The organism is Chitinophaga pollutisoli, from assembly GCF_038396755.1.
Classification (GTDB): domain Bacteria; phylum Bacteroidota; class Bacteroidia; order Chitinophagales; family Chitinophagaceae; genus Chitinophaga; species Chitinophaga pollutisoli.
In genome coordinates this window covers 1518183-1532029 of sequence record NZ_CP149822.1, presented here as the reverse complement: position 1 = coordinate 1532029, position 13847 = coordinate 1518183, and the positions used below count along the sequence as shown (strand labels likewise).

General features: G+C 54.7%; 11 protein-coding genes. 5 read left to right on the top strand and 6 right to left on the bottom strand.

The genetic code is table 11. From position 1 onward, the window contains the following. The first annotated feature begins 36 nt into the window (after window positions 1–36). A complete protein-coding gene (locus WJU16_RS06265) occupies window positions 37–1056 on the top strand; it encodes a dipeptide epimerase (protein ID WP_341837471.1) in 1020 nt (339 codons plus the stop codon). On the opposite strand, the gene WJU16_RS06260 is transcribed toward WJU16_RS06265, so the two are convergent. From WJU16_RS06260 to WJU16_RS06250, 3 genes are all read right to left on the bottom strand, one after another. Continuing rightward, entirely contained in the window at window positions 1053–1475 is a 423-nt protein-coding gene (locus WJU16_RS06260) for a hypothetical protein (RefSeq protein WP_341837470.1), read from the bottom strand. The genes WJU16_RS06265 and WJU16_RS06260 overlap by 4 nt on opposite strands. Window positions 1476–1669: 194 nt before the next feature. Beyond that, window positions 1670–1930 carry a hypothetical protein gene (locus tag WJU16_RS06255; RefSeq protein ID WP_341837469.1) on the bottom strand — a complete coding sequence of 87 codons (261 nt, stop codon included), beginning with the start codon at window positions 1928–1930 and terminating at the stop codon, window positions 1670–1672. After that, window positions 1917–3401 carry a hypothetical protein gene (locus tag WJU16_RS06250; RefSeq protein ID WP_341837468.1) on the bottom strand — a complete coding sequence of 495 codons (1485 nt, stop codon included), beginning with the start codon at window positions 3399–3401 and terminating at the stop codon, window positions 1917–1919. Before WJU16_RS06250 ends, WJU16_RS06255 begins: the two co-directional genes overlap by 14 nt. A gap of 105 nt (window positions 3402–3506) precedes the next feature. On the opposite strand from WJU16_RS06250, the gene WJU16_RS06245 reads away from it, so the two are divergent. After that, a complete protein-coding gene (locus WJU16_RS06245) occupies window positions 3507–4757 on the top strand; it encodes a PmoA family protein (protein WP_341837467.1) in 1251 nt (416 codons plus the stop codon). Window positions 4758–4762: 5 nt separating this feature from the next. On the opposite strand, the gene WJU16_RS06240 is transcribed toward WJU16_RS06245, so the two are convergent. Further along, window positions 4763–6118: an NAD-dependent succinate-semialdehyde dehydrogenase gene (locus tag WJU16_RS06240; RefSeq protein WP_341837466.1), complete on the bottom strand. Its 1356-nt coding sequence runs from the start codon at window positions 6116–6118 to the stop codon at window positions 4763–4765. 106 nt (window positions 6119–6224) lie between these two features. Between WJU16_RS06240 and WJU16_RS06235 the strand changes: the two genes are divergently transcribed. Continuing rightward, window positions 6225–7388, top strand: a complete 1164-nt coding sequence (locus tag WJU16_RS06235) for an MFS transporter (protein WP_341837465.1) — start codon at window positions 6225–6227, stop codon at window positions 7386–7388. A 284-nt stretch (window positions 7389–7672) separates the two neighbouring features. On the opposite strand, the gene pyk is transcribed toward WJU16_RS06235, so the two are convergent. Continuing rightward, window positions 7673–9163, bottom strand: a complete 1491-nt coding sequence (pyk, locus tag WJU16_RS06230) for a pyruvate kinase (RefSeq protein WP_341837464.1) — start codon at window positions 9161–9163, stop codon at window positions 7673–7675. A 10-nt stretch (window positions 9164–9173) separates the two neighbouring features. Next, window positions 9174–10154 (bottom strand): 6-phosphofructokinase, encoded by a 981-nt coding sequence (gene pfkA, locus WJU16_RS06225; protein WP_341837463.1) that lies wholly within the window; start codon window positions 10152–10154, stop codon window positions 9174–9176. A gap of 284 nt (window positions 10155–10438) precedes the next feature. Here pfkA and WJU16_RS06220 point away from each other — a divergent pair, with 284 nt between their 5' ends. Continuing rightward, window positions 10439–12592, top strand: coding sequence for a prolyl oligopeptidase family serine peptidase (locus WJU16_RS06220; RefSeq protein WP_341837462.1), 2154 nt, complete (start codon window positions 10439–10441; stop codon window positions 12590–12592). 67 nt (window positions 12593–12659) lie between these two features. Further along, the gene (locus tag WJU16_RS06215) at window positions 12660–13562 is read left to right on the top strand and encodes an NAD(P)-dependent oxidoreductase (RefSeq protein WP_341837461.1); all 903 of its coding nucleotides are present in this window, start codon (window positions 12660–12662) and stop codon (window positions 13560–13562) included. Window positions 13563–13847 lie beyond the last annotated feature (285 nt).

The window sequence follows — 13847 nt, the reverse complement described above, 5'->3', positions numbered from 1 at the left end:
CATAAAAAATGAAACTTTCCGCCGTATATTTAGCCTATGGAATTGACATTATATCCCTTTGAACTCAAATTCCGGCATACTTTCACCATCTCCCGGAAAAGCAAAGACGTGCAGCCACTTCTCGTGGCAAAGCTTGCCCAGAGCGGGTTCAGCGGTATCGGGGAAACCGCCGACAATTCCTATTACAACATCACTGTTCCCATGCTGATGGACGCCATCAACGCGCATCGCCCTTTCATCGAAAGCTATACGCTCGACACGCCTGAGGCATTCTGGGACGAAATGTACCCCCGGCTTAAAAACAATATGTTCGCGCTTTGCGCCATCGATCTCGCCGCGCACGATCTCTACGCGCAACAACTCGGTAAGAAGCTATACGAAATATGGCATCTCGATCCGGCCGATAATCCCATGACCGATTACACGATCGGGATCGATACGGTCGAACATATGGTCTGCAAGCTGCAGGAATTTCCCTGGCCGATTTATAAAATCAAACTGGGAACGAAAGACGATATCGCCATCATCCGTGAGCTGCGGAAACATACTGACAGCATTTTCAGGGTGGATGCGAATTGCGCATGGGGGGTAGATGAAACCCTCCGGAATGCGGAAGCCTTCCGCCACCTGGGTGTTGAATTTATCGAGCAACCCATGCCCGCGGCGGATTGGGAGGGTATGAAGAAAGTTTTCGAGCAGTCGGTACTTCCCATTTTCGCGGACGAAAGCTGCATCGTGGAACAGGACGTGGCCCGCTGCCACGGCTATTTTCATGGCATCAACATAAAACTCACCAAATGCGGCGGCATTACGCCCGCCCGGCGGATGATCCTCGAAGCCAAACAACGCGGCATGAAGGTCATGACGGGTAGTATGAACGAAAGCACCGTGGGTACTTCCGCCGTTGCGCATCTCCTTCCATACCTCGATTATGTAGACATGGATGGCCCGCTCCTCCTCGCGGAGGATATCGCCGATGGCGTTCGTATCGAAAACGGTGTGATCCATTATGCGGACCGCAACGGAACGGGCGCTGTGCTCACCCGTACCCGCTAATTCTTCTTTGTCAGATACCCATCCTGCGGCAGCGCCTGCTTCATGCCCGAGAAGGCGAAGTTGGGCGTTTCCCGGTCGTTGCGCACTACCATGTAGCCGCCGATAATGCCTTTCTCACGGATGGAGAAATACACTTTATTGTTCAGCAGCCACTCATGCGGATAGCATGGCAGCGCATACGGCAACCCGCTTTTCAGGTCGGGCATCATGATAAAATCATAACGCTTCCCCGGGGCAACGATGCCTTTGATGTGACAGAAATCCCTGCGGTTGGGACTGTAGCGCGGGTCGTTTTCCATCGTCCCGTAAAAGAACATGCCGTTTGTACTGTCGATTTGCAACAGGTAACGGAGCGTGCCCAGGGAGGATTTGAACGAGATGTGATATTTGCCTGGCAATGCAGCGGTTTTTTCCTGCATGAGGCGATTGGTTTGCTGACTGTTTGCCTGCAGCGGTTCAGCGCACAAATAGAGCACTGCAAGTAAACAAACAGTCGTCCAGGAGTTAGAATGGCGGAACATGGCGACAGATTTGTTTACTTAAAAGACACGCGGGCGCGGCGAAAGTTGCATAGGATTATACGAGCGGGAATAACAGGATTAGTTGGCAGGATTCAATCTGGGTCGGCGATTTCGTGCCATTCGGTAGCGAAGAAGACGTAGGAGCTTCGGCGGCCGGTGGCTTCGATGCATTTGCCAGCCAGCCTGGCCAGCGGGTTTTCAAAAGGATTTCCGGAAGCCGGGCGTATCAGGAAACAATCGTCGCTCGTTTCCAGGTATACGCCCAGGCTTTCGCTTTTTGTATTTCTGGCGAAGGTGCGCAGCGTGAGCCGGCCCCTGACGGTTTGTTGCGGTATGGATTTATCTTCTGACATATGTTCTTTCTCCCAAAATCTGCCCGGCTCTTTCCTTGACTACCAACACGTTGGTTTCCTTGAATTTGCCGTGAAACTTCGACGTCGAATATACGTGAAATTTCACGGGTGCGGCCAGCGCTTTCGCCTGGATGCCCCGGGCCAGGGGTGCGGCGCCGCCTTCCGTCACGAATACTTTCTTGGTCACTTTGCCCAAAAACTTATGGGCCTTGAAAAATGCTTTGATATTTGCCGGCTCTGTGGCCGCGGGCACCGGCTTCGGCACGGCGAGAAACTGGCCGAGCATCAGTCCCTTGGCCTGCAACCCCTCGCGCCGGTTCTCGCGCGCCTCCCGCGCTTTGGCAGGCACATTTACCGGCACCAGCGACGGATCACCGAGCAAATAGAACTGCGATAACGTCTTGATCTCATAGGGATCCAGCGTAGGGCCCATTTCGTCGAGGAAACGCTGGCGCGCTTCCAGGAACGCGCGACCGATAGATGCGCCGCGGAGCACGTTAATAAGGAAGAATTGCGTGATAAGGTCCGCCAGTCCCTGGCCTTCGGCCGGACCGTAAGCAATCGTGGTACTGCCCGCCACCGCCACCGCATGTTGCAACAGGTATTGGGAAGCGAGGCTGGGATACCCCGAAGCCGTAATCGCCGGATCGTAGAGTTGCGCGCCGTAACAGCATTCCGCCGCCACAATCGTACCTTTCGCGAGCTTTTTCTCCAGCCAGCCGGATGTGTGGGCGATGGGATAACTGCTCCCTTTCTGCCCGTAATAATTGCCGTCTTCCAGCGCGCCGTGGCAGTTGATAAAATGTGTTTTCGCTTTCAGCTGCGTGGGCGTCCAGCGGGGGCCTTTGGTGGGAGAGAGGTGCAGGTTTTTGGTGTTGCCGAAGATATTCTTACAGCTTTCCTCAGTGGAAAGACGCCAGTCGTATACGCTAATGCTGAGGTAATTCAGATAATCTTTCTGGTTGCCGGGCTTGCTGGCAATCGCGTCACGGACGAGCGACCGGAAATACTTCGGGTCTTTCCCGCCGGGGAGGTCTGGCAACCGCCCCACAACGCGGGTAGGGCTCACGAATTTGCCGGGATCCTCCGACCATGCCTTGTCGCAGGCGTAGGGAAGGTCGCTGGGTACAATGGCATCTTCGTCGTCTGTACTGTGGATGAGATTTTTCAGCGGCTGGAAAGGAATAACGTCCTGCGCGCCGGCAATCAGGATGTAATCCGGCTGGAAAAGCTTGTACAGCCCGTCGATGGCGCGTTTGTTCTGCCGCGCATCTTCCGCGTTCTTCACCGCCGTAATTTTATGTCCTTTCATGGCTTTGGCGTCGTCGAGGAAGATGATCTCGCTGTCGAGTCCGCGGGCCTTGTCGGCGGCTTTCAAATCTTCCAGGTCCTGGAGGATGGATGGGAGTTTGGCGCCGTACTTTACTTCCAGCGCTTTCCGGTTGGATACGATGATTTTATCCTTTTTCATAGAGAATGGGGTTTTGGGGTTCAATACCACTAATTTACACTAATTCCAGTTATTGCGATTATCAACCGGAATGCGTAATTTTATATTATAATAATATTTTATAATATGGCAAAACCGTATTATGTCCTATGTTGCCTTGCGCTCTTTTTCGGCCATTCCACGTTGGCACAGGTGGTAGCCCGGGTTACCGTAAAAGCGGGGGCCGTAGACCGGCATCACTCCATCGTTCGCACGCCGTTCGCGGCAGAAGCGGGTTATACGTATAAACTGGTTGGTCTGGAAAACGGCCGGAAAGTCAATTACGTTCCGCAAATGGAAGATGGCATCATGACCTGGCGCCTCGAAGGGGATTTACCCGCAAATACGGAGCGGCAATACGACCTCGTCCGGGAAAAGATCCGCGGCGTATGGCGCGCTGCCAATCCAGAAGAGGGTGTAAGTTTTGAAGAGAAAGACGGCGGCTATACGATCAGCCCGGGATCCTTCAAGGCATTGCACTACCGCGCCGAAACCATGGAACCTCCGGCAGGCGTGGACACCGCCTACCGCCGTGGAGGCTTCATCCACCCCGTTTGGACGCCCTCCGGCAAAGTGCTCACCCAAATCCATCCCAAAGACCATTACCACCACCTCGGCATCTGGAGCCCCTGGACCGACACAGAGTTCGAAGGTAAAACAGTGGATTTCTGGAACCTGGCCAAACGCTCCGGCACCGTGCGCCCTATAGCCTCGCCCCGCAACCGCCGCTCGAATGGCAGGGTTTTCGGCGGATTCCGGCAGGTGCAGGATTACGTTGTCCTCGGAAACCCGGATCGCACCGCCATGTCCGAAGAACTGGAAGTAATCGTTTACGGCAAGCCCGACGAAAATATCACCTGGGATTATAACTCCACCCTCCAATGCGCATCCGCAGCTCCCATCACCCTCAACGAATACCGCTATGGCGGCGGGTTTGCGATACGCGGCGCGGAAGAATGGAATAACGCCAACAGCAAAGTCATCACCTCCGAAGGAAAGACCCGCAAGGACGCCGACGGCTCCGTGGCGCGGTGGTTCATCATCCAGGGAGAGCTGAAAGGCGGCAAAGGCGGACTGCTCGTGCTTTCCGATCCCAACAACTTCAATTCCCCCCAACCCCTTCGCGTATGGCCGGAGAACGACCAGCATGGACAGGTTTTCGCAAACTTTAGCCCCACGAAAAACAAGCCCTGGCCGCTTGTGCCGGGGCAAACCTACGCGCAACGCTATCGTATCGTGACTTTCGACGGGGAAATGACGGCGGAGGAAGCGGAAAAACGCTGGAAAGACTACGCCGTTCCGGCGGAAGTCACGCTGGAATCGGTGCGCCGGAAATAACGCATTTACTGGATGTAAACGGTTTTAATATTGAGGAATTCATGAACGCCCTCGACGGACAGCTCGCGCCCGTAACCCGACTGCTTGATGCCGCCGAAAGGCAGGCGCGCGTCGGAACGGACCATGGCGTTGACGAACACGTTGCCGCTTTCGATCAAAGGCGCCAGGCGCGCGGCTTTTTCAAGGTCTTTGGTCCAGATGGAGGAGCCCAGCCCGAAGGGAGTATTATTCGCCAGCCGGATGGCGTCCTGCTCATCGTTGGCGGTAATAACGACGGCCAGCGGGCCGAAGGTTTCCTGGTCGAAGGCCGTCATACCCGGTTTAACGCCGGAAAGCAATGTGGCGGCGAAGTTCGCCTTGTTTTGTTCGCCACCCGCCAGTAGTTCGGCGCCTTGCCAGATGGTGCTTTGCAATTGTTCGTTGAGTTCTTTGGCGAGATCGGGGCGGGCCATGGGGCCGAGGTCGGTTTCCGGGAGGAAGGGATCGCCCTGTTTCATGGAGGAAATAATGCTTTGTACCTGTTGTGTGAAATCTTCCGCGATGCTCTTTTCCACGATCCAGCGTTTGGCGGCGATACAGGATTGGCCGGCGTTCTGCATCCGCGCTTTCACCGCCGTGGCGGCCGCCGTTTTGAGGTCCGCGTCTTTCAGGACGATGAAAGGATCGCTGCCGCCCAGTTCCAATACCGTTTTCTTCAGGTGTTTTCCGGACAGCGCCGCCACGCTCATACCGGCGGGAGTACTGCCGGTGAGCGTTACGCCCTGCACGCGGGCGTCGGCTATGATGGACTCAATGTCTTTCGAAGCTACCAGCAAAGCCTGAAAAGAACCTTCCGGGAAGCCTGCTTCCAGGAACACCTGCTCGATGGCGAGCCCGCAACCGCTGGTGTTGCTGGCGTGTTTGAGCACAGCGGCATTTCCGGCCAGCAGGTTGGGTATCGCGAAGCGGAATACCTGCCAGAAAGGGAAGTTCCAGGGCATGATGGCGAGTATGATGCCTTTCGGTTCAAATGCGGCGTAACTTTTACGCGCATCGGATTCGATGATCCGCGGCTGGAGGAAGCTTTCGATGTTGTTGGCGTAATATTCGGCGGTAGAAGCGCACTTCAACACTTCCGCCTTCGCTTCTTTGAGTGTTTTACCCATTTCCCGGGTAATCAGTTCCGCGTGCTGATCAGCCTGCGACTTCAGCAGTTCCGCTACTTTATTCATCCATTCCGACCGCTGGTTCACGCCAGCCTGGCGAAGGGCATGGAAAGCGCGGTGGCCGGCCTTCAGCTTGTCCTGCAGCTGTTCGGGCGTATGCGCCGGATAGCTGGCGATGGGTTCTCCGTTGTAGGGGTATATGCTCTCGAAACTCATACTTTAAAGGTAAGGATTTTACCGTCGCGGCCACTTTCGGCGAATGCCGTACCTTTGCAGCCTGAATGTACGGAACATGTCTTTGAGCAAATGGAATATCGCGGTCATGGCTATCTGCACAGGCCTCATCGTAGCGAACATATATTATGCACAACCCTTGCTGGTACTTATTGCGCGGGAATTTAACGTTACCGAGTCCAACGCGGGCCAGGTGACTTTCTTCACGCAGATCGGATATGCGCTGGGATTGCTTTTCTGCGTTCCCCTGGGCGACAAGCTGGAGCGGCGCGGCCAAATCCTCGTGATGACGGCATGCGCGGTAGCGGCCCTCGCGGCGGCGGCGCTTTCTTTTAATATCACGATGCTGAAGATCACGGGATTCGTTATTGGCTTTACGTCGATCGTGCCGCAGCTGATCCTGCCCATGGCGGCGTCACTGGCGGAGCCTTCGAAGCGGGGCAAGGTGATCGGGGTGATTATGAGCGGCTTGCTTATCGGCATCTTGCTGTCGCGCACGATCAGCGGTTTTGTGGGGCAGCACCTGGGCTGGCGCGGGATGTTCTGGATAGCGGCCGGTTTGTCTTTCGCGCTGATGATGCTCATGGTGGCGTCGTTCCCGAAGAGCCGACCTGCTTTTACGGGGACATACGGCGAGTTGATGCAGTCAGTGATGCGGTTGATGAAAGAGCAGCCTTTGCTGCGGGAGGCTTCGGTGATCAACGCCTGCTGTTTCGCAGTTTTCGGATTGTTCTGGACCACGTCGGTGTTCCTGTTGAGTAACCCGCCATACAATTACGGGAGCGACGTGATCGGGCTCCTCGGGCTGGCGGCCGCCACGGGCGCGCTCGGCGCCCCGCTGGTCGGGCGGATCGCGGATAAGAAGAACCCGCGCATCGCCATCGGCTACGGTATCTCGCTTGTGTTTATTTCCTATCTTATTTTCTGGGCATTCAGCCAATCGATCATTGGCATCGTTGCCGGGATCGTCCTGCTCGATCTCGGCCTTCAGGGTGTTCACGTCTCCAACCAAACCCGCATCTACGCACTGCTGCCCGAAGCCCGCAACCGGATGAATACCGTATTCATGACCGCGTCTTTCCTCGGCACTTCCCTCGGCTCCGGTATTGGCCTCTGGGTGTGGGGCATCGGCAAATGGACCGGCGTCTGCATCGCAGGCCTCGCCATCACGGGGATCGGTATTGCCCTGTATGCGCTCACCTACAATAGGGAAGAGGTAGCATCCATGAACCAGGATGGATTAAGGGTTTAACTGGTGTTTTGTAAGCTTTTTTTGCAACTCCCCGTACCCGATTTTCTGTGCAATTTTGGTTTTTATAATGAATTGATTATTAATCGAATCTGCCGATCAAGTCCACCTCAAGTCCACCTCAGGTTCACGTAGCCTCGCCTTACCTTTCCCATACCCTACCTTTGACATACACTTACTGCCAGGGATTCTGGTAATCGGGGCGCCGGCACATCGCTGATACTTACATAAAAAAATCCCGTTCCTCCTGGGAAGAACGGGATTTTTATTGTTAAGAATGCCTTCGGTTACTCGGGTACTCTTGTGATTTTCAGAATGTTGGTGGGCAGGTGCTCTTTTACGGGCGTGCTGCCGGTGTTCACCACCACGTCGTTCGCTTTTAAGAAACCACGCTCTTTCAGGATGTTGATCTGGTCGGAGATGATATCGTCCAGGCTTTCCTCTTCGCCGTAATAGAACGCGCGAACGCCCCAGCTGAGGCTCAGCTGGTTTACCAGCGAACGCTCTTTGGTGAAGATGAACAGCGGCGATTTCGGACGGTAGCTGGAGAGCATGAAACCGGTGTACCCGGACTGCGTCATACCGATCAGCGCGTCTGCCTCCAGGTCTTCCGCGATTTTGCAGGCGTTGTAGCACAGTGCGTCGCTGAGGAAGGTGGGAGAGTGGCGGTGAGGGATCAGGTTGCGGTTGTAGATGATGCTTTCTTTCTCTACTTCACCGATGATCTTGCGCATGGTCTGGATAACCAGCGTGGGATAGTTACCGGTAGCGGTTTCGCCGGACAGCATCACGGCGTCTGCACCTTCCAGTACGGCATTGGCCACGTCGGTGATCTCGGAGCGGTTCGGGCGGGTGCGGTCGATCATGGATTCCATCATCTGCGTAGCCACGATCACCGGTTTCGCGCGGTGGATGCACTTGCGGATAATGTCTTTCTGGATCATGGGCACCATTTCAACGGGAAGCTCCACGCCGAGGTCGCCACGGGCGATCATTACGCCATCGCTTTCCCAGATGATTTCTTTCAGGTTCTGGATCGCTTCCGGCTTCTCGATCTTGGAGATGATCTTAATCTTGGAATTGCGGTCGGACAAGCGCTTGCGCAGCAGGGCAAGGTCTTTTACGTTACGCACGAAAGACAGCGCCACCCAGTCGCATTCATTGTCGATGATGAAGTCGAGGTCAACTTCGTCTTTTTCGGTGAGGGCGGGGAGGGAAACTTTGGTATCGGGGAGGTTGAAGCCTTTTTTGGAGGACAGCACGCCGCCGAGCAGTACTTCTGCTTTGATGAGGTTGTCGGGTGTTACTTCTTTCACCACGGTTTCGATTTTGCCGTCGTCCAGCAGGATTTTCTGGCCGGGGCGCACGTCGCGGGGGAGGTCATGGTAAGAAACGTAGATTCTTTCCATGGTGCCCACGCATTTTTCAGTGGTGAAGGTGAGGATATCACCGGTTTTGAGCGGGAGGGCGTTGTTTTCGATTTCGCCTACGCGCAGTTTCGGGCCTTGCAAGTCGGCAAGGATCGCCACGTTGTAGGGCTCTGTTTTATTGATCTGGCGGATGTAGTTGATGATCCGCAGCTTGTCTTCATGGGCGCCATGAGAAAAGTTCAGGCGGAAGACATTCACACCAGCCTGCACAAGTTCCAATAGTTTCTCGTAGGTATCGCTGGCGGGGCCAACGGTTGCCACAATTTTCGTTTTTTGCTTGGCATGCGATGCACCTGCCTGGTTGTCCATTTCCTTATGAAAGTATTTGGACAGATCTTTTGTACTCATAGACGTTTATTTAACTCGCAAGAATTTTGACAATCTTTAACCATTCCGGATCGATTTGTTGTTTGGCTTTCACGGCCTTATCGAGCGGGGTGAATTGAATTTCGTTGTTGACGATGCCTACCATGACGTTGGTGGTGCCGTTGAGGAGGGCGTCTACCGCGGCGTAGCCCATACGGCTGGCCACGAGCCGGTCGAGGCAGGTAGGGGAGCCCCCGCGCTGGATGTGCCCGAGAACAGTTACGCGGGTATCGAGCTGCGGCATTCTTTCCTTTACGTGTCGGGCTACTTCGTCGGCCCCGCCAAATTCGTCGCCTTCGGCCACCACGATGAGGTTCACCATTTTGGAACGGCGCTCGTTGGCGGTGAGGTGATCGATCACGTCGTCGATATTGGTTTTATGCTCGGGGATGAGGATGTGCTCCGCACCCGTGGCGATGCCGCTGTGCAGGGCGATATACCCGGCGTCGCGGCCCATTACTTCGATGATGAAAAGGCGGTCGTGCGCGTCGGCGGTGTCGCGGATCTTGTCGATCGCTTCCACGGCGGTGTTCACGGCCGTGTCAAAGCCGATGGTGAAATCGGTGCCGGCAATGTCTTTGTCGATGGTGCCGGGGAGGCCGATACAGGGAATGTCGAATTCCTGGCTGAATTTCTGGGCGCCTTTGAAGGAACCGTCGCCCCCGATAACCACCAGCCCGTCGATCCCGAATTTCTTCAGGTTCTCGTAAGCTTTTTTGCGGCCTTCTGGCTCATAGAATTCTTTGCAGCGGGCGGTTTTGAGGACGGTCCCCCCGCGCTGGATGATATTGGCGACAGACTTGGATTCCATAGGGAAGATTTCCCCTGTCAACATGCCTTTGTAACCATACATCACTCCAAAAACATTCAGCTGATGATAGATGCCCGTTCTGACTACCGCCCGGATGGCTGCGTTCATCCCCGGAGCGTCGCCCCCGGAGGTAAGAACTGCGATGTTGTTCACTTTTTTCATGTGTGATCTTCTATATTGTCATGGCCACCCGAATTGCTTCTTGTGCCGCCTGATAAATCATTTTTGCGCCCTCCTACTAAATCGTTTTTCCAACCGCCCATCCAAAAAATTATGCGATGGCGCATGCGCAATGGTTATTTCATAGTATTTTGCCAGACTTGCATCCGGATAAAGGGCGCACGAAATTAACATTTTTTAATAGTTTCCTATCAGATATTCGATGAAATAACTAAATTTTTAATTTCCATCAAACAAACAGCTTAGAATTTTATAAAAATATACGTATGACAAATTTAAACCATAAGCATGTTGCCATGAGTATGATGATGTTGATGGGAGCAGGCACCGCGCTTGCACAGAACCAACCACTCAAATACCCCGAGACGAAAAAAGTAGACACCGTAGACAATTATCACGGCACCCAGATCGCCGATCCCTACCGGTGGCTGGAAGATGACCATGCCGACGATACAAAGGCATGGGTAGACGCGCAAAACACCGTTACCCAGGATTACCTGGCCTCCATCCCCTTCCGCGGCCAGATCAAACAGCGCCTGGAAGCCCTCTGGAACTACCCCCGATACGGCGCGCCCTTCCGCGAAGGCAAATATTACTATTTTTATAAAAATGACGGGCTCCAGAACCAGGCCGTGCTCTATCGCCAGGAAGGCCTGAACGGCGCCCCCGAAGTGTTCATCGATCCCAACAAACTCTCCGATAAAGGCACCGCCGCCCTCGGCAACCTCTCTTTCTCGAAAGACGGCCGCTATTGCGCCTACCTCATCGCCAAAGCCGGTTCCGACTGGCAGGAAGCATTCGTGATGGACGTGGAATCCAAAAAACTGCTGCAGGACAAGATCGACTGGATCAAATTCTCCGGCCTGTCCTGGAAAGGCGACGGATTCTATTACAGCCGCTACGACGCCCCCGACGAGCAGAGCAAGCTCTCCAAAAAGAACGAATTCCATAAAGTATACTTCCATAAGGTAGGCACTTCCCAGGACCAGGACCCGCTGATCTACGTTGATAAAGAGCACCCGCTCCGCAATGCCGGCGTGGGCCTCACCGAAGACGAGCGCTTCCTCATCCTCAGCACCTCCGAAGGCACCAGCGGCAACGAAGTTTGGTACCGCGACCTGCAAGACGCTTCGCAGACCGAGTTCAAGCTCCTGGTAAAAGGGTTCGAATATGAGCCCAGCGTAGTGGAAAACGTAGGCGACAAGCTGTTGTTGCTCACCAACCACGACGCGCCCAACTACAAATTGGTACTCGTGGATCCGAAAAAACCCGCGAAGGAAAACTGGAAGCTGATCATCCCCGAACAGCCGGAAGTACTCCAGGGCGTAGGGACCGCAGGCGGCAAACTGTTCGCCAGCTACCTGAAAGACGCATCGACCCGCATCGTGCAATACGATGTTACCGGTAAGAAAGACCGCGACATCCACCTGCCGGGCATCGGCGCCGCGGGCGGCTTCGGTGGCAAGAAGGAAGACGGGCAGTTCTTCTACACCTTCTCTTCTTTCGTGGCGCCTCCTACTATCTACAAATACGACATTAAATCCGGTAAATCGGAGCTGTTCCGCAAGTCGGAAGTGAAGTTCAATCAGGACGATTACGAGACCAAACAGGTGTTTTTCACCAGTAAAGACGGCACCAAAGTGCCCGTATTCCTCTCGTACCGCAAAGGACTGAAAATGAACGGACAAAATCCCGTTTTGCTGTACGGTTACGGCGGGTTCAACATACCGATGACGCCTTCTTTCTCCGTGAGCAACCTGTTTTTCATGGAACAGGGCGGTATTTACGCAGTGGTCAACCTCCGCGGCGGCAGCGAATACGGCGAGGCTTGGCATAAAGCCGGTATGATGGAAAAGAAACAGAACGTGTTCGATGATTTCATCGGCGCGGCGGAATATCTCGTAAAAGAGAAATACACCAATCCTGCGAAGATCGCCATCCGTGGCGGTTCCAACGGCGGGCTGCTTGTAGGCGCGGCCATGACGCAGCGCCCCGACCTGTTTAAGGTGGCGCTTCCGGCCGTGGGCGTGATGGACATGCTCCGTTTCCAGAAATTCACCATCGGTTGGGCATGGGTAACCGAGTACGGCACCAGCGAAAAGGCGGACCAGTTCCCCTACCTGCTGAAATATTCCCCCCTCCACAACCTGAAGGAAGGGACTTCTTACCCCGCCACCATGGTCACCACGGCGGATCACGACGACCGCGTGGTACCGGCGCACTCCTTCAAATATGCGGCGGCACTGCAGGCGGCCCACAGCGGTCCCAACCCCGTGCTGATCCGCGTGGAGAAGCAGGCGGGCCACGGCGCAGGCAAACCCACGTCCAAACTCATCGACGAAGCCACCGACATCTGGTCCTTCACGATGTTTAACCTGGGCATGAATTTTTCTACGGTAACCACCGGGAAGAAAATGTAATAGATTCACTATCATCAATAAACGCCGCGTAACACTCCATTACGCGGCGTTTTTGTATATTGGAATTATGAAAGTGCTCATTACAGGGAGCAACGGGCTCCTCGGACAATACCTGGTGCAACGGCTGGCAGGCAATCCCGATTACGAAGTGATCGCTACCGGCCGCGGTCCCAACCGTCTCCGCATGCGATCCGGATACGCGTACGAATCGGTGAACCTGGCAGACGAGGCCGCGGTAAAGGGGCTGGTGGACCGCCACAAGCCCGATGTAATCGTACACGCCGGCGCCATGACGCAGGCCGACGATTGTGAGCGCAACAAGGACGCCTGCTGGATGGTGAACGTTACCGCGACGCGTTACCTGTTGCAGGGCGCGGAGAAAGTGGGGGCGTACTTCCTGTTCATATCCACCGATTTCGTATTCGACGGGCTGGCAGGGCCATACAGTGAGGAGGATCCCGTCAATCCCGTCAACTATTACGGCGCCAGCAAAGTGGCGGCGGAAAGAATCGTAAAGCAATCCAAAGCCCAATGGGGCATCGCGCGGACCGTGCTGGTGTACGGCCTGGCCGATGATCCCCGGCGCAGCAATATCATCACCTGGGTGAAGTCCAACCTGGAACAAAAAAAGAAGCTCAAAGTGGTGAACGACCAGTGGCGGACGCCCACCCTCGTGCAGGACCTGGCCGAAGGCGTGAAACTCATGCTCGATAAAAAAGCGGAAGGCATCTTCCATCTATCCGGGAAAGACATGCTCACGCCCTTTGAAATGGCATACCAGGTAGCGGGGTACCTCGAACTGGATACAAAGCTCCTGGAAAAAGTAGATGCATCTACCTTCAAACAGCCTGCTCCGCGGCCAGCAAAAACCGGTTTTGTGATCGACAAGGCGGTGCAGGAACTGGGCTACGCGCCCCATAGTTTCGAAGAAGGTTTGAAGATCGTGGTGGATCAGATCCGGCCGAAGTAAAACACTCCGCATATAGGTTAAGGGATGGCAGCATGCCATCCCTTTTTTAGTAGTAATGATGTATACAAGGGAAATGGGACCGGAAGATAACACCCAGTCCGGTTACACCGAAACATTCGCCGGCGGGTGGTAGGATGGAAAGGGCAAAGCGGCCGTTTTTCCGGATGAAAGTGGTGCGCACTATATAAGTTCCGGATGATAGATATCGCCCGGCGATACTTTAATCTAATCGATGTGTTAGTACGATTAGGTGCTGTAAGTTGCGGTAACGGCAAAATCCTCCGC